This window comes from Xanthomonas sp. NCPPB 2922, from assembly GCF_041520885.1.
In the GTDB taxonomy this organism is placed as follows: domain Bacteria; phylum Pseudomonadota; class Gammaproteobacteria; order Xanthomonadales; family Xanthomonadaceae; genus Xanthomonas; species Xanthomonas campestris.
In genome coordinates this window covers 67,128-87,732 of the sequence record NZ_JBGOFY010000014.1, presented here as the reverse complement: position 1 = coordinate 87,732, position 20,605 = coordinate 67,128, and the positions used below count along the sequence as shown (strand labels likewise).

The 20,605-nt window shown below is 63.7% G+C and carries 15 protein-coding genes and 1 other RNA gene; 15 read left to right on the top strand and 1 reads right to left on the bottom strand.

The window, feature by feature from the left end; translation table 11 throughout:
* Window positions 1-4: 4 nt before the first annotated feature.
* The 13 genes from mreC to ACD584_RS15460 all read left to right on the top strand — a co-directional run bounded on the left by mreC (window position 5) and on the right by ACD584_RS15460 (window position 18,212).
* Complete coding sequence (mreC, locus tag ACD584_RS15520; protein ID WP_274340403.1) at window positions 5-1,396, top strand: rod shape-determining protein MreC; 1,392 nt, start codon at window positions 5-7, stop codon at window positions 1,394-1,396.
* Window positions 1,393-1,878, top strand: coding sequence for a rod shape-determining protein MreD (gene mreD, locus ACD584_RS15515; RefSeq protein ID WP_012437354.1), 486 nt, complete (start codon window positions 1,393-1,395; stop codon window positions 1,876-1,878). The genes mreC and mreD overlap by 4 nt, the downstream gene beginning before the upstream one ends.
* A gap of 3 nt (window positions 1,879-1,881) precedes the next feature.
* Window positions 1,882-3,942 (top strand): penicillin-binding protein 2, encoded by a 2,061-nt coding sequence (gene mrdA / locus ACD584_RS15510; RefSeq protein WP_070689628.1) that lies wholly within the window; start codon window positions 1,882-1,884, stop codon window positions 3,940-3,942.
* Window positions 3,939-5,057, top strand: a complete 1,119-nt coding sequence (rodA, locus tag ACD584_RS15505; protein WP_011038563.1) for a rod shape-determining protein RodA — start codon at window positions 3,939-3,941, stop codon at window positions 5,055-5,057. Before mrdA ends, rodA begins: the two co-directional genes overlap by 4 nt.
* A gap of 170 nt (window positions 5,058-5,227) precedes the next feature.
* Window positions 5,228-5,302: non-coding RNA, sX9 sRNA (locus ACD584_RS15500), on the top strand.
* 169 nt (window positions 5,303-5,471) lie between these two features.
* Window positions 5,472-7,154 (top strand): type IV secretory system conjugative DNA transfer family protein, encoded by a 1,683-nt coding sequence (locus ACD584_RS15495; protein WP_372357308.1) that lies wholly within the window; start codon window positions 5,472-5,474, stop codon window positions 7,152-7,154.
* Window positions 7,155-7,241: 87 nt separating this feature from the next.
* A complete protein-coding gene (locus ACD584_RS15490; RefSeq protein WP_076037217.1) occupies window positions 7,242-7,664 on the top strand; it encodes a hypothetical protein in 423 nt (140 codons plus the stop codon).
* A gap of 122 nt (window positions 7,665-7,786) precedes the next feature.
* Window positions 7,787-8,431, top strand: coding sequence for a hypothetical protein (locus ACD584_RS15485; protein WP_011269504.1), 645 nt, complete (start codon window positions 7,787-7,789; stop codon window positions 8,429-8,431).
* Window positions 8,428-12,276, top strand: a complete 3,849-nt coding sequence (locus ACD584_RS15480) for a zeta toxin family protein (RefSeq protein WP_076037216.1) — start codon at window positions 8,428-8,430, stop codon at window positions 12,274-12,276. Before ACD584_RS15485 ends, ACD584_RS15480 begins: the two co-directional genes overlap by 4 nt.
* A gap of 357 nt (window positions 12,277-12,633) precedes the next feature.
* Complete coding sequence (locus tag ACD584_RS15475; RefSeq protein WP_076037215.1) at window positions 12,634-14,034, top strand: glycoside hydrolase family 28 protein; 1,401 nt, start codon at window positions 12,634-12,636, stop codon at window positions 14,032-14,034.
* A 355-nt stretch (window positions 14,035-14,389) separates the two neighbouring features.
* Window positions 14,390-15,529 carry a lytic murein transglycosylase B gene (mltB, locus tag ACD584_RS15470; protein ID WP_076037214.1) on the top strand — a complete coding sequence of 380 codons (1,140 nt, stop codon included), beginning with the start codon at window positions 14,390-14,392 and terminating at the stop codon, window positions 15,527-15,529.
* Complete coding sequence (locus ACD584_RS15465; RefSeq protein WP_076037213.1) at window positions 15,526-16,872, top strand: septal ring lytic transglycosylase RlpA family protein; 1,347 nt, start codon at window positions 15,526-15,528, stop codon at window positions 16,870-16,872. The genes mltB and ACD584_RS15465 overlap by 4 nt, the downstream gene beginning before the upstream one ends.
* A gap of 128 nt (window positions 16,873-17,000) precedes the next feature.
* Window positions 17,001-18,212 carry a D-alanyl-D-alanine carboxypeptidase family protein gene (locus ACD584_RS15460; protein ID WP_076037212.1) on the top strand — a complete coding sequence of 404 codons (1,212 nt, stop codon included), beginning with the start codon at window positions 17,001-17,003 and terminating at the stop codon, window positions 18,210-18,212.
* 122 nt (window positions 18,213-18,334) lie between these two features.
* On the opposite strand, the gene ACD584_RS15455 is transcribed toward ACD584_RS15460, so the two are convergent.
* Window positions 18,335-19,396 carry a lipid A deacylase LpxR family protein gene (locus ACD584_RS15455; protein ID WP_070689634.1) on the bottom strand — a complete coding sequence of 354 codons (1,062 nt, stop codon included), beginning with the start codon at window positions 19,394-19,396 and terminating at the stop codon, window positions 18,335-18,337.
* 243 nt (window positions 19,397-19,639) lie between these two features.
* Here ACD584_RS15455 and ACD584_RS15450 point away from each other — a divergent pair, with 243 nt between their 5' ends.
* Together ACD584_RS15450 and lipB are read left to right on the top strand one after the other, a co-directional pair.
* Window positions 19,640-19,918: a YbeD family protein gene (locus ACD584_RS15450; protein ID WP_016944387.1), complete on the top strand. Its 279-nt coding sequence runs from the start codon at window positions 19,640-19,642 to the stop codon at window positions 19,916-19,918.
* Complete coding sequence (gene lipB / locus ACD584_RS15445) at window positions 19,906-20,604, top strand: lipoyl(octanoyl) transferase LipB (RefSeq protein WP_076037211.1); 699 nt, start codon at window positions 19,906-19,908, stop codon at window positions 20,602-20,604. Before ACD584_RS15450 ends, lipB begins: the two co-directional genes overlap by 13 nt.
* The last annotated feature ends 1 nt before the right edge of the window (window position 20,605 follow it).

Sequence of the window (20,605 nt, the reverse complement as noted above, 5' to 3'; positions counted from 1 at the left end):
TAAAGTGCCCTCCTACGCCGGTCCTCCTGTCGCCTCCCGCCCGGGCGAAGTCACCTCCACGCTGCGGCTGCTGGTCTATCTGGTGCTGGCGGTCGTGCTGATTGCGCTCGACAGCCGCGGTGGCTGGCTGAGCCAGCTGCGCCTGCAGGCCAACCTGCTGATCCAGCCGGTATGGGCGGTGGCGGGGCTGCCGGGCCGGATCGGCTCGCAGGTGCGCGACAACGCCGCGACCCACGCCCAACTGGTGGAAGAGACCCGCGCGCTGCGCAACCAGCTGCTGGTGGCCAATGCGCGCCTCACCCGCCTGCAGACCGCTGCGCTGGACAACGCCCAGCTGCGTGAACTGCTCAACGTGGCCGAGCGCCGCGGCCTGGACGTGCAGCTGGCGCCCATCCTGGATATCGACCTGGACCCCACCCGGCAACGGCTGCTGCTGGATGCCGGCAGCCGCGACGGCGTGCTGATGGGCCAGGCGGTGATCGACGCCGGCGGGCTGATGGGGCAGGTGATCAAAGTGACGCCGCTGCATTCCACCGTGCTGTTGCTCACCGACCCGGACCATGCGGTGCCGGTCAGCGTGGCGCGCAACGGCGTGCGCCTGATCGTCTACGGCCGCGGCGACCGCCTCGAACTGCGCGACATCCCGCTCAGCGCCGGCGTGCAGGTGGGCGATGAGATCGTCACCTCCGGCCTGGGCGGGCGGTTCCCGGCCGGCTTCCCGGTCGGCAAGGTGTCTGAGCTGCATCCGGACGACACCCACGCCTTCCTGGTCGGCGAACTCACCCCCGCCGCCAAGCTCGACCGCGGCCGGGATGTGCTGTTGCTGCGTGCCGGCAAGCCGCTGCGGGTGGCGGTGGGGGCTGGGAATGGGGAGTCGGGAATTGGGAATGGCAACGGCAACGGCAACGGCAACGGCAACGGCAACGGCAACGGCAACGGCAGTGGCAATGCCGCGCCAATCACCACTGTGCCAGCGAACATGCCGGTGACTACAACCCCGCGCACGCCGGCGGGCGGCGCTTCCGATGCGGCGACCGATCCGGCACGCCCGACGGCGGGCGCGGCATCTGGTGCCACAACCGCCACCGCCACCAATACCGGCGCCGCGCGGCGCGCCCAGTCCGCGCCGACACCAGCCACGCCTGGCGCACAGCCGGCCAGCGCGCCGACGCCCAGCCGCCCGACAAGTCTGCCTGCCCGTCCTCCTGCATCGAACGAATCCAGCATCCAGAATCCCGATTCCCGCCCGGCGTCACCGCAGGGCTCACGGGCATCAGGGAATGCAGCATCGGGAACGGGCAACCGCAGCGCCTCACCGCCGCAGAGCACTGCTCCTACCGATTCTCGACTCCCGACTCCCGATTCCCGTCCGTCTCCCACGGAGACGGACCAATGAGCCGCATGCGCAACAGCTGGATCCTGCCGGTCAGCATCGTGATCGCGCTGGTGCTGGGGCTGCTGCCGCTGCCGGCGGTGGTGCAGCCGCTGCGCCCGTACTGGCTGGCGCTGGTGCTGGCCTACTGGGTGATCGAGGAGCCGGACCGGGTCGGGCTTGGCGCGGCGTTCGTGGCCGGGGTGCTGGCCGACCTGCTGTACGGCGGGCTGCTTGGCGAACAGGCGCTGCGGCTGGTGATCATGACCTTCATCCTGCAGCGCTTCCGCGCGCGGATGCGCTTCTTCCCGATCTCGCAGCAGGCGCTGGCGATCGGCGGGCTATTGCTCAACGACCGTATCGTCTCCTCGGCGGTGCATCTGGCGGTGGGTGAGCCCACCCTGCCATGGAGCTACTGGTGGGCGCCGCTGCTCGGCATGGCGCTGTGGCCGCCGGTGTTCGTCTTGCTGGATGCAGTGCGGCTGGGCAAGCGGAGCAAGAAGTAACCCATGCACGGGCGTCGCCACCCCAAGAATCCGCACGCCGAGGCCGAGCAGTTCCGCCGCCGCGCGGTGCTGGGCTTTGTGATGGTGGTGCTGTGCCTGGTCGGGCTGGGCGGCTGGTACTTCAAGCTGCAGGTGCTCGACCACGAGGTCTATGCCACCCGGTCGGAGGCCAACCGCATCAAGCCGCGTCCAGTGGTCCCCGGGCGCGGCATGATCTACGACCGCAGCGGCCGGCTGCTGGCCGAGAACGTGCCGGCGTTCCGCCTGGACGTGACCCCGGACAAGGTCGAGGACATGGAGACCATGCTGGCCGCGCTCGGCAAGGTGATCCCCATCGCGCCCGAAGACCTGGAGCGCTTCAACCGCGAGCGCAAGGCCCGCCGCAGCTTCTTGCCCGTGACCCTGAAGCTGCGCATGAGCGATGAGGAGATGGCGCGCTTCGCGGTGGAGCGCTGGCGCTTCCCCGGCGTGGAGCTGGAGCCGTACCTGACCCGGCGCTACCCGTACGGGCCGCTGTTTGCGCACATCATCGGCTACGTCGGGCGTATCGACGAAAAAGACCTGGCGGTGCTGGGCGAGGGCAATGCCGCGCTCACCCACATGGGCAAGTCCGGGCTGGAGCGCTATTACGAACAGGACCTGCGCGGCCAGGTGGGCTACGAGCAGGTGGAAACCAACGTGCAGGGCCGGGCGATCCGCACGGTGGGCAGGGTGGCGCCGCAATCGGGCGCGGACCTGCGCCTGTCGGTCGATGCCGACCTGCAGCGCGCGATGGTGGCCGCGTTCGGCGAACACGAAGGTGCGGCGATCGCGATGGACCCGCGCACCGGCGAGATCCTGGGCATGGTCAGCCTGCCCAGCTACGACCCGAACCTGTTCGTCAACGGCATCTCGCATACCGACTTCAAGGCCCTCAACGACAACCCCTCGCGGCCGCAGTTCAACCGGCTGGTGCTCGGTGGCGTGGCGCCGGGCTCCACGCTCAAGCCGTTGATCGCCCTGGCCGGCCTGGACAGCGGGCTGCGCCGCCCGGAAGACCGCGTGCTCTCCACCGGCATGTTCTATCTGCCGGGCGTCAGCCGTGGCTGGGGCGATTCGCACCGTGGCGGGCATGGCTGGACCGATCTGCGCAAGTCGATCGCCCAGTCGGTCAATACCTATTACTACCGCCTGGCGGTGGACATGGGCATCGACCGCTTCGACCACTACATGGGCGAATACGGCTTCGGCCAGCCCACCGGGGTAGACCTGCTGGGCGAAATCGGCGGCATCCTGCCGTCGCCGGCCTACAAGTACAAGACCCGCAAGGAGCGCTGGTACCCGGGCGACACGGTCAACATCGCCATCGGCCAGGGCGACTGGAAAGTGACGCCGCTGCAGCTCGTGCGTGGGGTCTCGGCCATTGCCGGCGGCCTGTTGCTGCGCCCGCACCTGGTGCTGGAAGAACGTACCGGGTTCGACCACCCCTGGCAGCCGATGATTCAGCCGCCGGGCAAGCCGATCAGCGCCAACGCCGCCCATCTGCAGGTGGTGCGCGAGGGCATGATGGACACCATGCGCCCGGGCGGCACCGGCTATGCGATCACCCCTGGCGCGCCGTACCAAATGGCCGGCAAGACCGGCACCGCGCAGGTGGTCAGCCGCCGCGGCGTGGCTGCCGTGGACCCGCGCAGCCTGCCCTTGCATCTGCGCCACCGCGGCCTGTTCGTGGGTTTTGCCCCTGCCGACAACCCAGTCATCGCCGTCGCGGTGGCGGTGGAAGGTGGCGGTTTCGGCACCAGTTCGGCCGCGCCGATCGCGCGCAAGATCTTCGATGCCTGGCTGCTCGGCAAGTTGCCCGAAGGCCTGGAGCCGCTGGATAGCGAGCTGGGCATGACCGCGGTCGGCGTGAACCAGTTCGAGGCCGGCGCCACCGATGCGCGCCAGCAAGGCGATGCCGCCGCTGCGGCGCTGGACGAATTGCCGGTGGTGATCGGCCAGGTGGCCGTGGCCCTGGATCCCAACCGCCCCGCGCAACCGGTGATTCCGGACGTGCCGGACACTGTCTCGGAGACCGACCGGTGAGCGACATCCTGCGCTGGCTGGTGGATCTGGCCGCACGCTTCGCCCGCAGCCTGGACTGGGTGCTGTGCCTGGCGCTGGCCGCGCTGATGGTGATCGGCCTGTCGGTGCTCAAGAGCGCCGGCGGCACCGCCAACGGCGATCACCTGGTGATGGCGCAAGGCGTGCGCTTTGCCATCGGCGCGGCGGCAATGTGGGGCATCTCGCGCATGTCGGTGCTGCGCCTGCGCGCGTGGACGCCGTGGGTGTACGGCTTGTCGATGCTGCCGCTGCTGGCGGTGTTCGCGCTGGGCACCGGCAAATACGGCCGCCAGTGGCTGGATCTCAAGCTGTTCTACCTGCAGCCGGCCGAGCTGCTCAAGATCAGCCTGCCGATGATGGCGGCCTGGTATCTGCACCGCATGCCATTGCCGCCGCGCATTTCCACCGTGCTGGTCACCTGCGTGATCATCGGCGTGCCCACTGCCTTGATCATGTTGCAGCCGGACTTCGGCACCGGCGTGCTGATCGCCGCCAGCGGCGTGTTCGTGCTGCTGCTGGCCGGCCTGCCGTGGTGGTGGGTGGCGGTGGGCGTCGGCGGCGTCTCGGCCGCGGCGCCGGTGGCCTGGTTCTGGCTGCTGCGGCCATACCAGAAGGACCGCATCATGATGTTCCTCAACCCGGAAAACGATGCGCTCGGCGCCGGCTGGAACATCATCCAGTCCAAGATCGCCATTGGCTCTGGCGGATTGAACGGCAAGGGCTGGGGGCTGGGCTCGCAGTCGCATCTGAACTTCATCCCCGAACAGACCACCGACTTTGCGTTTTCGGTGCTCAGCGAGGAATTCGGCTGGATCGGCGTGGCCACGGTGCTGACGCTCTACCTGGTGGTGATCGGCCGCTGCCTGTGGATCGCCTCGCAGGCACGCGACACCTATTCGCGCCTGATCGCCGGCGCCACTGGCCTGGCGTTCTTCGTCTACGTGCTGGTCAACGGCGGCATGATCTCCGGCCTGCTGCCGGTGGTCGGTGTGCCGATGCCGCTGATGAGCTACGGCGGCACCTCGGCGGTCTCGCTGCTGGCAGGGCTGGGCCTGGTGATGGCGGTGAAATCGCATCGACCGGTGCACGGGTACTGAGGCTGTCGGCCGCTGTGCCCGAATAGCCAATTTTCGCAATGCCGGCCTTTGCAAATGAGCGCTGTGGACTCGTCAAGAGAGGCTGATCAGTGCAGTAACTGGCACCTTAGAGCAGCTATCAAAACTACTGCGCAGCCGTCAGGCGGGCGCGGCCGGTGCTCGGAATCCTCATGTACCCACGTACACTCCGGTTCCTCCGCGCCGTCCGCACCCACCTGACGACTGCTCGCTACGTTTTGTTAGCCGCTCTTAATCCTCATGCCTTGCAAGGCAGACCTGGCAGAAAATCTTGCATGGCTGGTAGAGCTTCCTGACAGTCAGCGGGTGCTGACCCTGTAATCTGGAAGACGGCTTACGCTGGTAGACGAGTCAAGGACCGATGAAAGGAATCGCACGGTGAGCAGTAATCTCAGAATAGTCGCTGCATTCGGCCTGTTGCTGATCGCAGCAATCGCGGGAATTTTCTTCTCCGGTCAGTTGATCTTGATGCTGTTGAAGGTGGCTGCGCCGCTCAGCGTCGACACCTACTGGTCTTACGTCAAAGCGCTCGACCTCCCGCAGTTCGCTCCCTATGCCAGCAAGATCAAGCTGGCTGGTGCCATAGGCTTCGGCGTGCCGCTGCTGGCCTGGATCGCGCTGCTGATCCCACTGTTCAAGCCAAAGGCGGCCGCATTGCATGGCGACGCGCGCTTTGCCTCCGGCAGTGATCTGGCCAAGAAGGACATGCTCAAACCGTCGCCAACCGGCATTGTGGTTGGCAAGCACGGCGGCAAGTTGGTGCGCTTGCCTGGTCAGCAGTTTGTGATCCTGGCCGCGCCCACGCGTTCGGGCAAGGGGGTGGGCATCGTCATTCCCAATTTGCTCGACTACCAAGGATCGGTGGTGGTTCTGGACATCAAGCAGGAGAATTTTGACCTGACCTCGGGTTGGCGCAAGAGCCAAGGCCAGGAAGTCTTTTTGTTTAACCCGTTCGCGGAAGACGGGCGCACCCACCGTTGGAACCCGCTCAGCTATATCTCACCGGATCCGGCGTTTCGCGTGTCGGATCTGATGAGTGTTGCGGCGATGCGTTACCCGGATGGCTCCGACGCCCAGAAGTTCTGGGTGAGCCAGGCCCGCAACGCGTTCATGGCGTTTACGCTGTATCTGTTCGATAGCCTCGATGATCAGATCAAGCGCAAGCACCCGAAAGAGACCTGGATGTTCCCAACCCTTGGAATGCTCTATCGCGTGTCGTCTGGGGATGGGAGCGACTTGAAGGGCTACCTCAAAAAGCTCTCGCAGCGCGACTTCCTGGGTCGTGACGCAAAGACAGCCTTTGACAATTTGCTCTCGCAAGCCGAAGAGACCTTCGCCTCGATCATGGGCACGTTCAAGGAACCGCTCAACCAGTTCATCAACCCGATCCTGGATGCATCGACCAGCGATAACGATTTTTTGCTGACCGATGTGCGCAAGAAGAAGATGAGCATCTACATCGGCATCCAGCCGAACAAGCTGGCCGAAAGCCGCTTGTTGATCAATCTGCTGTTTAGTCAGCTCATCAACCTCAACACCAAAGAGCTGCCGCAGAACAACCCGGTGCTCAAACACCAGTGCTTGCTGTTGATGGATGAGTTCACGTCCATCGGCCGGGTCGACATCATCGCAAGCGCGGTGAGCTACATGGCAGGCTACAACATTCGCTTGCTACCGATCATCCAGAGCATGGCCCAGCTGGACGCGACCTATGGCAAGGATGTCTCGCGCACCATCATCACCAACCATGCCTTGCAAATCGTCTACGCCCCACGGGAGCAGCAAGACGCCAACGACTACTCGGACATGCTCGGCTACACCACGGTGCGCAAGAAGAACAAGTCGCAAACCAGTGGCAAGCAAAGCAGCGTGTCTTATTCAGAAACCGAGCAGCGCCGCGCCTTGATGCTGCCGCAGGAGTTGAAGGCGATGGGTTTTGATAAGGAAGTCTTCCTCTATGAAGGCATCCCAAGCCCGGTGCTCTGCGAGAAGATCAAGTATTACGAAGATGCTTACTTCACGAAGCGGCTGTTACCTAAAGCAGAAGTTAAGGCCTTAATGTCTACGGCGGCATGGTAACAATTAATTTTTATAAAAAAGTGCTATGGGATATGGAGAGACGGTTAGTTCCTGCGCCTGGTACGCAAACGTGGAAGGAGTGTTGAGATGCTAGTCGATGAAAACGAACCTCTGGATCGTGATTTACGCTGCCCAATCCCACTGGAGTTATACAAAATATTAAGAAGTTATCCTACATATTTATCGAGGTTGCAAGATGCTTTTGATCAATTCGCGGAAAAATTGCCAGGTGGCGAATTCTCGAGGGAGAAATACGGCCCGGCTTACAGAAGGTTGATGGATATGGTTTGTGCTGAATTAAATAAATTTCACATTGAAGCATCGCAAGAACTTGATGCTGTAGCTAAAGACGTTAGGCTTTCTAAATCAGCAGTTGACCAGATAAAAATCGATTTTTCTTGCGAATTAGCTGAAAAAAAGTTCAGGGATTTTTCAGCATTTCCAGTATACCGCGGCTATTTTTCCGATCTTTCTCCTGTCGTTAAATACCTCGTCTCACGAGGAAAATGATCGGCATTGATGGATCGTATTTACAATAGAATATTAAAAAATGGATATCGCAATGTTAGCCATGCGACACCATTTTACTGAAGCCGGTTATTCTCCAGCGGCATCTGCAGAAGGAAGCCCATATGAGCGATACATCAGGCTCCCATTACATCGCATTGGCGCAGCGCTTAGCCGAGACGCGTGCCGCACAGCTGCTGCGCGATTTGCAACTGATCAATGAACGCACGCAGCGCGAGCTAGGCCCGCTGCCGCATGGCGGCTTGCTGGAGCATGTCAAGCGCAAACCCAAGCCGGCACCGTGGGTGCAGCCGGTGCAGCCGGTCCCTGCACTGGATGACAATGCGCACACTGCGCCGCGCGTGCCCATGCCTAAGAGGAAAGATCCTGCCATGTCGAAGCCCATGCCTCCCTCCATTGAAAACGGCTTGCCTGCGCCTCCTGTGCCGCAGAAATTGCGTGAGCTACTGAGAGACTATCCCGAGTTGATTCAGCGCTTGCAGGATGTTCTCGATGATTACATCAGGAAGCCAAATCCGTTGATTCCGTTCGATGGAGCCATCTGGGCGTTGGAAGGAAGGCTTGAGTCTTTCATCTCCGAAGCCCGCGAGGAACTCGATCTTGCGCACGCTAGCGGTGATGCTAACGCCGTAAAAATGGCTGAAGAAAAAGAACGTTTGACCCGCCATGCAAGATCGAGAAATCGCGGAATGTCGGATCTAGATCAGCTGTGGAATTACATCGAGACGCACAAGGAGTCTTTGATATGAACGAAAAGGAATCCCGTCTCGATAATGTCGAGCATCGCAGATTATTTGAGCAGAAGATTCTTGATGATGCCGCACTGGAGACAAAAACGTCCTTCGAACACCCCAAGGCGATCATCCTCGCTGGGCAACCTGGCTCGGGAAAAGGAAGTCTCGCAAGAGCTGCAGACGTCGAGCTAGGCAGGGATGTCGTCCTGATCGATCCGGATGAATTGCGTAACGCTCACCCCGAAGTGTCCGCCCTGCGCAATGCCCACCCCTACACCTGGTCTGGCTACACCCACTCCGATGCCAGCCAATGGGCCGATGAACTGCTGCAAGTCACTATCGAAGGCAAGAAGAACCTGATCTTCGACACCACGCTCAGCAATGGCCAGTGGAGCGCGGAACTGATCAAGGATCTGCAATCGCGCGGCTATGACGTCGAGGTGCGTGCAATGGCCGCGCACAAGCTGGAAAGCGAGCATGGCGTCGATTCCAGGTTTTCTCAGCAGCTCGATCGGGAAGGCTACGGCCGCTACGTGCCCGAAAGCCATCGCGAGGTCGTCTACACCAGGCTGCCGATCAGCCTGGACACGGTGCATGCCCAGGCCACGGCGCCCGTACGCATCTTCAACCGCCAGGGTGCTGAGGTTTACGATAGCCGCACCGATGCACGTCCGCCCGGGCAGGCACTGGAAGCGGCGCGCAATGCGTGGTTCAAGGATCCAGCGGTCACCCAAGTACTGCGCGAAAGCTGGCAACAACAGGTCGATTGGCACCGCGATCTACCGGCGCATGTGCAAGACATCCCCAACGCCGCCCCCGCCGTTCAGGAGCAAGTGCTTGCTGAGCACGCCGAGCTACACGTCAGTGACGGCGTGAACAGCCGGCTGGAAGGCATTGCCACCATTGATGAACTCGTGCGGCCAGGGGCTCCGCCTGCACGCGTGCCTGTGCCTGAGCCGGAGATCCCAGGCTTGCGTCGCGCCGGGATGACGGCAGGGCTCGCGGGTTTGGGCGTTGCCGCTACCGCCTACGACGCGTCGCAAACCGGAGAGCGTGTTGGCACGCTGTTGGCACAAGACAACCTTACCGCTGCGCGGTCAGAAGCGCTGCACTTTAGTGCCCGAGGCATAGGCGGCTGGGCGGGAGGCACCGCCGCCGCTGCCGTGGTTGGCACAACCGGCGCCGGGCCCGTCGCGCTGGTGGTGGCCGATGGTTATCTGTTCAGTGCTGCCGCCGACAAGGCCGTGACGCTCTGGGACAACCGCCAGATCTATACACAAACTGACAAGCAGGGCGTGAGCTGGGACTTCAACGACAGCCAGTGGCTGCGCCAAGAAAAGGCCGATCTGCCCAACGATGGCGTCGATGCACCGCAGAAGCAGGCCATGTTCGCACTGCCCGAGAAAGCGCGCGAGCTGAACTATCACGCCAGTAGCGAAGCGACCGAGCAGGCGCTTGGCAAAGTGCAACCCGGTAACCCCTATGTGCAGCCATCCAGTGAGGCAGATGCTGCGCATCTTTACGCACGTGATTGGCGACACGATCCGGCGAGTGGCCAGTGGTCACGGATGATCGCCGACGACGTCGACCGGAACGATCGGCCCATCTGGACGGTGGATCCAGCAAGCCCTGAGCGCAATGCCGCGTTGGACCAACAAGCAGCTCAGGTAGTGGACGCCAACATCGCCCGAGGTCCGGCCGCGATTGCAGCGACTTATCAAGCCGCTTATCAGCGCAATGGCTGGGAGGACTTCGGCCCTGTGCCAGCGGCCGTGCAAGCCGCCTTAAACCCAGACTCACTGCAAGCATCGGACGGCAAGCAGTATCAGCGCGATACGCAAGGCCAGTGGCGGCATGACGGCGTTGCGGCCGAAGGCAATGTCCCGTTAGAACTCAATGCCACGCGCGAACGCTTGCAACCGGCCTTGGAGCAGCACGCGCAGGCGTTGGCACAGATGCCGGCAAGGCAAACGCCAACGCCACAGCAACAAGATCAGGCCAACACCGAGGCGACCTATGCCGCCTATGGGGTTGCGCCCAATGCCCAGACTGCAGGCGCGATCCAGCTTGCGGTGCAAAAGACACGTGAGGCAAACGGGATTGATGCCGCGACCAGCTCTTTGGCATTGGAGCGTGATGCAACCGGCCAATACTCGGTAGACAGCCCAATCCAGCATTTGAGCCGGGACGCCGATGGTGTGGTGCGCGTTGCGGCAACCACCAGCACTGATGAGATCCATCAGGCACTTGGGCAGGTGCAATCACTTCGACAGGAGCAACCACCTTCAGCCGGTGCACCCGAGCTGCGCATTGACGCGCAGTCGCCCCAAGAACGCGATGCCTACGATCAAGCATTGCGCGAAGCCAACCGGCAAGGTGTGTCTACGCAAGAAGCGCAGCAAGTCGCAAGCTTCGCAGCAACAACCGTTACCGCTCCGCGTGTGGATGAAACCCAGACGCCTCAGGCAGCCATTGATGCGCGTGATCAAGGCGTTGCGCGCGCTGCTGAGCAGCCAGCAATTGCGGAGGCGACGACGCCTGCTCCGGTCATGATGCCTGGCCCGGTCAATGCGCAAACGCGGGAAGAGCCGTCCCAGGTTGTCAAGCCCGCCGAACCGAAGCCCGAACCTGCCCCACAGCGCGAACCACAAGAAGACCAAGCATCTGAGGTCGCCGCACCCTCGACAGCCGTCCCGGTCCAGCCCAAGGCGGAGGCATTCGTTCCAACGACGGCGATCGCGTCCGCGCAAAGCATAGGATCGGCATCATCCGCTGCGACCCCGCTCGATCAAAAGTCTCCTCAGGCCGCTGCGCCAGTGTCGCCGGCATCCCATGAAGTGGAAGGGTTGCGCCTGGGCGACCGGGGACAAGAAGTCGAGTTCTTGCAATATCGCTTGCAGCAAGTAGATGCGCGTGGTCCAAACGGGCAGGCCGTGCCGCAAGACGGGCACTACGGTCCGGAGACAGAACATGCCGTGAGACAGTTCCAGCAAGACCAAGGTCTGCCGGCAACGGGCGTTGCCGGCCCAGACCTGGATGAAGCGTTGTCCCAGGCACAACACGCGCGCCGAGAAGCTTTGAAACCCACAGCGCCGGCGTCGGCAAATGGGCCGGTGGAGCAGGGCAGCGAGCAGCAAGCCCGAGTAGGCACGCCACAGAACGATGCGCCATCGGCTGTTCCATTGCAGGCAGAGCAGCAAGAGGCGATGCAGGCAACATTGCCGCCAACGCCAACGCCAACGCCAACGCCAACGTCAACGTCAACGTCAACGTCAACGTCAACGTCAACTCGGAGCGAAGTGCCGGCACAGATCCTCTTGCCTGAGCACACGTCGTCGTCCTATACGTCATCGCCTAGCTTTGGTGGGACTGGCGGGCGTTCAAACGCAGGCGTGAACGATGAGGATCGGGTCGAGCAAATCAGGCCATCCCAAGATGTCGCTCAGCAGGCGTTTCCCTCTGATCATCGGGATTACGCATTGTTCTCCGCCATCCAGGCACAGCTCCCCAGGGGCACATCTGATGAGAAAACGGCCGAAGTGCTTCAAGCCGTCAAAGAATCGGGGATTGAGCGCGCGGATGAACTCCGGAAACTGACCATCCAAGATGATGTGGCTTTTGTCTTTGGCAAAACGCCTGGGTTTCACTCGGAAACCTCGCTCAATACGCCATCGCCTGGCATCAATGAAACCTTGCAGAAGACAGAAGCATTGGATCAGCAACGGGCGCAGGAGATGGTGCAGTTCAAGCGCGAGCGCGAGGAGATCGACAAGGAGCCTACGGGCCCGGTGATGACGCTTGCTGCGCGCTCTCAGCAGCAGGCGATGTCAGAAGCGCCTGCCAGTGATGGCGGTGGTTGACCTTACTTTGAAGCGACGCGCCGCCTGTGTTGGATGGCCCTCTGCGAGGCAGGGTGATGTCGACGGCATGCCTTGCGGAAGTTCCGCTCAGCCGGGCATGCGCCGCAACTAGCCGCAATGGATCGTTTCATTGCCAAGTAACGCCACGCACTAACTTGCTGACCACGCGGATCTGCGCGCTTGGTAGCAACAAGGAAACGCGGTGGCATGCTGCTTCGTTTGCACGGCAGCCGGTTCGCGCGCTGTCATCGCCCCTGGTCGACGCGCCGTAGAGTGCACCATTAACCGTGTTGGTTCCCTGGGCGCTGCGTCGCCCCCGAACGGCACGCGTCTCTTCTTTCTCCGGGTGACTACGTCATGAAACTGCTTGCTGCCGCCATCGGCGGTCTTTGTCTTTCGCTTGCCTCACAGGCGAGCGCCATCACCCAGGCAACCGGCGATGGTCGTGCAGTCTCCGAGCCTGGTATTCCGGCGACCTGCCAGGCGGTAAAGGCTGAGCACACGGCTAGCGCGCGCCAGTTCGTGGCGGCATTGGAAAGTGCGCCGCCCGATACCAAAAATATCCAGGCCGCACTGACCGCGTGTGCGGGAAAGAACGGCAGCGTGCTGCTGACGGCGGGCGCGGGCAACGCCTTCCTGACCGGGCCGCTGTCGATTCCTACTGGCGTGACGTTGGTGGTCGATCAGGGCGTCACCGTGTACGGCTCGCGGAACCCCGCCGATTACGGCAGTGGCTGCGGCACGGCCGGTTCCAAGAGTGGCGGATGCCTGCCGTTGATCAGCGTCAAGGGCGCCAGGTCTGGTGTGATGGGTGTGCGCATCGGCGGGCGTCAGGGCACCATCGATGGCCGTGGTGACCTGACCATGCTCGGCAAGAGCACCACCTGGTGGGAGTTCGGGGAGAACGCCAAGAAGGCCAACCAGGTGCAGAACAGCCCGGACCTGATCAAGGTGCAGAATTCCAGTGCGTTTACGCTCTACAACGTCAATCTGATCAATGCGGCGTACTTCCATTTCTTCGCGCACATCGTCGATGGCCTGACCATCTGGGGCACGCGGGTGAAGTCGCCAGCGACCAGCCCCAACACTGATGGCCTGGACCTGGATAGCGTGGTCAACGCCACCGTGTTCGATAACGATGTGATGGGCGGCGACGATTGCGTGGCGATCAAGACCATCGCCTCCAAGTCCGGCAACATCACCTTGCGCAACAATCGTTGCTACGGCACGCACGGCATCTCGATTGGCAGCGAGGTGATGTCCGGCGTCAGCAATGTGTTGGTCGATTCCACTGCCATCACCGCCAGCGACGATGCCGGCAACCGCAGCACCGACAACAACGGTCTGCGCATCAAGACCAGCATCGCCAAGGGCGGCCCGGTCAGTCTGATTACCTATCGCAATACCTGCCTGTACGGCGTCACCAGCCCACTGGTGATCAACCCGTTCTATTCCAGCGGCGGCAGCGGCACCGCGCCCACCTTCAGCCAGATCGTCGTCAATGGCTTGCGGACCACCGGCGATGCGGGTCTCAAGGGCAAGGGCTGGATCCTGGAAGGCTATAACGCGCAGATACCGCTGGACCTGGTGCTTGCCAATGTCGCGACAGGCAACAAGGCCGTCACCGCCAGCAATGCGCGGATCGGGCTGAGCAACAGCGAGCTCGTGCCGACCGGCACCAATGTCACCACCAGCGCCGTGCAGCTTGCCGGCAGCATCCCGACCTGCTCGAGCGCACCGCACTTTCCTGCGTTGTAATCGGACAAGCTGCGGCCGGGTCACGCAGATTGTGCAACCGGCCGGCAGCACGCCGACCTGCCTGGACGTCCTGCTTTCAGACGACGTAGCCCAGCCAGGTGCGGCCGGAAGCCGGTCGCACCTGGTGAGGTGTCACGGAAGGTGATGCCAGAGGCGGCACGCGACAGCCGCGACCGGCAGTCGCGGCAACCAGGCCCATCTGTTCGCTCTCGCAGTTCTTCCATGCCCATGCCCGCTCGCCGGCAGTCGCAGCGAGGGTGTGCCCGTGCTGCGCCCTGCCTTGACAAGACCTAAAGTTCTTGCGTTTCATGGCCTTATTGCCAGAAGTTCATCTGGTCTCTGTTACCCTCGGCCGATGATTCGACGCACACTGACCTGCCTGCTTACCCTCGGCCTAGTCGCTTGCGCGACCCAGCCCAGCCCTCCACCTGCGCCTCCGGCCGCCAGTGCGCCGCCGGCCAAGCCGCCGCTTGCTCCCGCTGCGCCCGCCAGTGCGGCGGCCGAAGCGCCGGCCTTGCCGCCGGTGGACCTGACCCCGGTGCCGTTCGAGATCGCACGCGCCAACTTCGTGCGTGACACCGCGGCCAAGTACGGCATCGACGCGGCGCAGATCGAAGCGGTGCTGGCACAAGCCCAGTTCAAGGATGCGATCGTCACCGCGATGTCGCGCCCGGCCGAGCGGGTCAAGCCGTGGAACGAATACCGGCCGATGTTCATCACCCAGGCGCGCATCGACGGTGGTCGCAAGTTCCTGGCCGAGCACCGCGCCGAGCTGAGCAAGGTGGAAGCCGCCACCGGTGTTCCGGCGCAGGTGATCGTGGCCATCATCGGGGTGGAAACCAGCTACGGCAGCAACGCCGGCAAATACCGTGTGCTGGACGCGCTGTACACGCTGGCCTTCCGCTACCCGCGCAGCGGCGACCCGGCCAAGCTCGAACGTGAAGTGCGCCGCGAGCTGTTCTTCCGCTATGAACTCGGCCAGCTGTTCGCACTGGGCAAGGAAGAGCAACTCGACGTCACCAGCCTGATCGGCAGCTATGCCGGCGCCATGGGCATGGGCCAGTTCATGCCGTCCAGCTACCGCCAGTTCGCGGTCGACGGCGATGCCGACGGCAAGCGCAATCTGTTCACCGATCACAACGACGTCTTCGCCTCGATCGCCAATTACTTCGTCAAGAAGGGCGGCTGGGTGCGCGATGGTCAGGTCGCCGTGCCAGCCACGCTGGCTGCGGGGCGCGAGGAGTTCAACCCCACCGACTGGTCGCCGGTATACACGCTGGCCGATCTATCCGCGCGCGGCTACCAGCCCAACGCGCCGGTGGTTGCCGGCAGCACCGCCACGCCGATCACGCTGGATGATGCCAACGGCAAGCAGTACTGGTTGGGCTTCCAGAATTTCTACGCGATCACCCGATACAACATTTCCAAGATGTACGCGATGGCCGTGTTCCAGCTGTCCGAGGCCATCGCCGGCAAGGAGTTACCCCCGGCATGAACAGCAGCACAGGTCCCAAGTGGCTGATCCCGATGGCATTGATGCTCGGGCTGGCGGCCTGTAGCAGTGCACCGAAGAAAACCGCCGGCAGCGCCGGCAATGGCGCGATCAAGGGCGTCAAGGTAGAGGGCAAGGGGCCGGCGCATGTCGCCACCGGCTGCCCGTCCACCTCGCCGTATGCCGCCGCCAAGGAAGACCCCTCCACGCGGGGCGACTACACCGCCGGCGGCCTGTACAAGCCCGGCGTCAAGGACACCACCCCGGACCATGTGCCCAACGTGGCCTGCATTCCCGAGCCGCTGGTCAGCAACGAGCCGCGCTCGGCGGTGGGCAATCGCTCGCCGTATGAAGTGCTGGGCAAGCGCTACGTGGTGATGGACAACCCCGGCGACTATGTCGAACGCGGCACCGCCTCGTACTACGGCAGCAAGTTCCACGGCCGGCTGACCTCCAACAAGGAGGTGTACGACATGTACGCCTTCACCGCCGCGCACAAGACCTTGCCGCTGCCCAGCTTCGCGCTGGTGACCAATACCGACAACGGGCAATCGGTGGTGGTGCGCGTCAATGACCGCGGCCCGTTCCACGACGGTCGGGTCATCGACCTGAGCTACGCCGCCGCGGTGAAGCTGGGCATCACCGGCAAGGGCACCGGTAATGTCGAGGTGCGCGGCCTGACCGAAGCCGACAACGCCAATCTGCTGGCCAAGCGCCGCAGCGGCATCGCGCCGGTCGCCACCGTGGCCGCGGCCAAACCGGCTGCCAGCAGCCAGATCGACAGCCTGGTGCAACAGCTGCCCGCCCGCGGCACCACTGCCCGCCCGCCAGCCACCGGCACGGCCGCAGCGCCAGTGCCGATGGGCGAGCGCTGGCGTTACCGGGTGGCCGATTCGCGGCAGCCGGGCAATGCCGACAATTTCGATGCGTGGATGAAGTCGCAGGGCGTGCGCGTGGCTACGGGCAAACCGACAGCGGCCACGCCGCGCCCGGCCGCTGCCGCCGCCGTGGCAACCACGGTGGCGGTGGCCAGGACGCCGGATGCTCCGCCAGCGCCGCGTCCCGCCGCTCCGGTCATCGTTGCCAAGCCGCCGACCGCCGCCGAAGCCGCGCTGGGCGACATCCTGTTGCAGGTCGCCAGCTTCGCCAGCCGCGAAAACGCCAACCGCGCGCTGTCGCAACTGGCCTCGGCCGGCATTGCCGGTGCCAGCGTCAGCGACATCGTCAGCGGCGGGCGCACCCTGTGGCGCCTGCGCGTGAATGCACGCGACCACGCCAATGCCTCGGAAATCGCGCAGCGCATTGCCGGGCTGGGCTTCGGCCGCCCGCAGATCGTGGCCAACTGAGCGCGCTGCGCGCCTGATCGGGGCTGAACTTCGGTCAGGCGCGGCGCCGGTGCGCATCGCCCTGATCGCTGTGGCCCCTTACAATTTCGCATTACCCAGCCTTCGGGCCCGTCAGGAGTCGTTCTTCAATGAAATTCCGCTTCGCCGCCGCTGCCGTGGCCACGTTCGCGTTCGGCCTGGTCTGCGCACAGCCCCCTGCGCCGCAGCCGACCCCCGCCGCTGCCGCGCCGACCGCTCCGGCGGCATTGCCAGTTCCGCCGGCACCGGCTCCGGCCGTGTCCAAGTCCTGGATCCTGATGGACTACGCCACCGGGCAGGTGCTCGCCGGTGAGAACATCCACCAGGAACTGGCACCGGCCAGCATCACCAAGGTGATGACCTCTTACGTGGTGGCGGCCGAGATCAAGAACGGCAAGATCAGCCGCGACGACCAGGTCATGATGAGCGAGCGCGCCTGGCGCGAGGGCGGTGCCGGCACCGACGGCAGCTACAGCGGCTTCCCGGTCAACCAGACTGCGCGTCTGGAAGACATGGAAAAGGGCATGGCGATCCAGTCCGGCAACGATGCCGCGATTGCGCTGGCCGAGCATGTTGCCGGCAGCGAGGAAGCCTTCGCCTCGCTGATGAACAGCTACGCCGCCAAGATCGGCATGAAGAACTCCTACTTCGTCAACGCGCATGGGTTGAGCGCCGAGGGCCATCACTCCAGCGCCTACGACCTGGCCATGCTCGGCCGTGCGATGGTGCGCGATTACCCCGAGACCTACGCCTACAACAAGATCAAGGAGTTCCAGGTCGGCACCATCAAGCAGAACAACCGCAATCTGCTGTTGTGGCGCGACCCTGCCGTGGACGGCATCAAGACCGGCCACACCTCCGAAGCCGGCTACTGCCTGCTCAGCTCGGCCAAGCGTGGCGACCAGCGGCTGGTGGCCGTGGTCATGGGCGACACCTCCGAGCGCCAGCGCGCCGATGACAGCCTGGCGCTGCTCAACTGGGGCTTCCGCTTCTTCGAGACCCACAGCCTGTATGCACCCGGCAAGGTCGTGACCAAGCAGAAGGTCTGGAAGGGCGAGCAGGACGAAGTACAACTGGGCGTGGCGCAGCCGCTGCTGGTCAGTCTGCAGCGTGGCCGCTACAACGACCTCAAGCCCAGCATGGAAGTGGCCAAGAACCTGCAGGCGCCGATCAAGAAGGGCCAGCAGGTCGGCACCGTCAAGGTCAGCCTGGAAGGCAAGGTCATCGCGCAGGCACCGCTGGTGGCGATCAACGCGGTGGAAGAGGGCGGGTTCTTCAAGCGCCTCTGGGACGCCTTCTGGATGTGGTGGGAATCCGAATAACAAAAAGGCCGGCGAAAGCCGGCTTTTTTTGTTGAATCGGGAGTGGAGAATCGGGAATCGTAAAAGCGGCGCGCCGCTCCTGCTGTTCCCATTCCCAATTCCCGATTCTCTATTCCCAGCTTTCAAAGCATCCGGCTGATCGTGAAACTGCCATACACCGGGGTCTCGCGCTGGGTCTCGAACTCGCGGGTGCGGTGGTAGCGGGCGATGGCGAACTTCCAGCGGCCGTACATCACCGCCAGGCCGTAGCCGACATCGCCGACGAACGGGCGCTTGTCCACGCTGTGGCTGTTGCGGAAGGTGTTGCCGTCCAGGGTGATGTCGCGGATCACCCAGCGCGCATCGGTGGTCAGGAACAGATGTCCGGACCAGCCACTCGCGCGGCCCAGGCGGCTGGGTGCGGTGTTCTCGCCGGCCGGGCGGGTCGGCGTGCTGCCGAAGTCATCCGGCAGCTTCCAGCCGAAGCGCACTTCGCCGCCGGCATTGAGATGGGTCGACATGTTGCCGAGCGATCCGCCCCAGTGCGAAATCGCGTCCCATCCCCAACCATCGGCGTTGACCGTGGCGTCGCCCGGCCAGCGGCGCATGCGTTCGTGCACGATGTTGATCAGCGGCTCGTTGTGCAGCTGGTTGTCCCAGCCCTGGAATTTCTCGTCGCCCAGCGCGTCGTGGATGGCGTCCTGCGCTTCCTGCGCGAAGGCCCACGGGCCAACCACGCCGATCTGCAGCTGCGTGGTACGCAGGTGCGCGTCGTTACGCGCGTTGTAGCCGAAGCTGGCGAGCAGGATGCCCGCGTACGGGCGGTCGTCCGGAATCACGTCGCGGCGGGTGTAGTCGGTCGGCGTAAAAATCGCCTGGCCGATCGAGAACACCATGTTCTGCTGGTCGAACTCGCCCGGGTGCAGGCGCTCCAGATAGCTGTTGACCCAACGCGCAGTGCGCGGCAGGCACGGGTCGTCGGTGTAGTCGACCAGATTCGGCGAGACCAGCGTCAGCAACGCGCCGTTGGAATAGCCCTGGTCCTGGTCTTCGCCACCGAACAGGTCGTTGTCGACCCGGAAATTCACTGCCGGCGGCGTACGACCCAGCCGGCTGGAATCGCACTGGTCGGCCGCCAGCGCGGGCAGCGCCAGGCCGGTGAGGGAAAGCAACAAGGCAGCGGACAGCGCGCGCGGTCGGAGCATGGAGGACCCGGAGCAAGAGGGACAGGATGTGGCAAAGGTGCCTGCGGCCACTGCTGCGCCGCGTGAACATGGGCTAACGATGCAAAGGTGAAGGTGGATATCGGGGCCGCAAGTACGAAGACTGGATAGATGTGTTCGCTCTGGCAGACCAATCTCCGCAATGGCGTGCAAGCGGGATTGCGAAACTCGCTCAGCGGGGCCGGCGGGGTTGGGTTTGCCGCCAGGCGGCCCGATAATGGGCGGATGGAAATCAGCTCCGACAACCCCGATCACGGCTTCCAGTTTCCCGGCACCTTCGAGCTCAGCGCCATGGGCACGGCCGAGCGCGGGCTGGAAACCGAACTCCCGCGCCTGCTTGCCGCCACCGGCGTTGAACTGCTGGAAGAAAGCATCAGCTGGAAGCACTCCTCCAGTGGCAAATACGTCTCGGTCCGGATCGGCTTTCGGGCCGACACCCGCGAGCAGTTCGACGCCGCGCATCAAGCGCTGCGCGAGCATCCGGAAGTGAAGTGGACGCTGTAGCGGCCGACCCTGTCGTGGCCCCTGTGTTGCCCTTGCCGGCGCAGGTCCGCGACCTGGGCATGCAGGACTATGTCCCGGTCTGGCGTGCAATGCAGCGTTTCACCGATACACGTGACGAGCACACCGGTGATGAGCTGTGGGTGGTCGAGCATGCGCCGGTGTTTACCCTGGGGCAGGCCGGCAAGCCCGAGCATGTCCTGGCTCCGGGCGAGATTCCGGTGCTGCAGGTCGATCGCGGCGGGCAGGTGACCTATCACGGCCCGGGGCAATTAGTGGTCTACCCGCTGCTGGATCTGCGCCGGCTCAGGATCGGTGTACGCGACTATGTGTGCAAGATCGAGCAGGCGCTGATCGATACGCTGGGCGAGTGGAACATCATCGCCGAGCGCCGCGATGGCGCGCCTGGCGTGTATGTGGGCGGGGCGAAGATCGCCGCGCTTGGCATCCGCGTACGCCGCGGCTGCACCTTCCATGGGCTGTCGTTCAACGTGGCGATGGACCTGGAACCGTTCCACCGCATCAACCCGTGTGGCTACCAGGGTCTGCAGGTGACCTCGGTGCTAGACTTGGGCGGCCCCTCCGGGATGGACGCCGTCAAGGCGGTGCTGCTCGACCAGCTGGCGCGCCAGTTCGGCCTCGTGTTGCAGCCCACCTCCGCATTGCCCGACCTTTCGCTTCCGGCCTGAG

Excerpts from the sequence above, each read along its gene's own strand:
- mreD (WP_012437354.1), top strand. The coding sequence starts at position 1,393 with ATGAGCCGCATGCGCAACAGCTGGATCCTGCCGGTCAGCATCGTGATC.
- mrdA (WP_070689628.1), top strand. The coding sequence starts at position 1,882 with ATGCACGGGCGTCGCCACCCCAAGAATCCGCACGCCGAGGCCGAGCAG.
- ACD584_RS15490 (WP_076037217.1), top strand. The coding sequence starts at position 7,242 with ATGCTAGTCGATGAAAACGAACCTCTGGATCGTGATTTACGCTGCCCA.
- ACD584_RS15485 (WP_011269504.1), top strand. The coding sequence starts at position 7,787 with ATGAGCGATACATCAGGCTCCCATTACATCGCATTGGCGCAGCGCTTA.
- ACD584_RS15480 (WP_076037216.1), top strand. The coding sequence starts at position 8,428 with ATGAACGAAAAGGAATCCCGTCTCGATAATGTCGAGCATCGCAGATTA.
- ACD584_RS15475 (WP_076037215.1), top strand. The coding sequence starts at position 12,634 with ATGAAACTGCTTGCTGCCGCCATCGGCGGTCTTTGTCTTTCGCTTGCC.
- mltB (WP_076037214.1), top strand. The coding sequence starts at position 14,390 with ATGATTCGACGCACACTGACCTGCCTGCTTACCCTCGGCCTAGTCGCT.
- ACD584_RS15465 (WP_076037213.1), top strand. The coding sequence starts at position 15,526 with ATGAACAGCAGCACAGGTCCCAAGTGGCTGATCCCGATGGCATTGATG.
- ACD584_RS15460 (WP_076037212.1), top strand. The coding sequence starts at position 17,001 with ATGAAATTCCGCTTCGCCGCCGCTGCCGTGGCCACGTTCGCGTTCGGC.
- ACD584_RS15455 (WP_070689634.1), bottom strand. The coding sequence starts at position 19,396 with ATGCTCCGACCGCGCGCGCTGTCCGCTGCCTTGTTGCTTTCCCTCACC.
- ACD584_RS15450 (WP_016944387.1), top strand. The coding sequence starts at position 19,640 with ATGGAAATCAGCTCCGACAACCCCGATCACGGCTTCCAGTTTCCCGGC.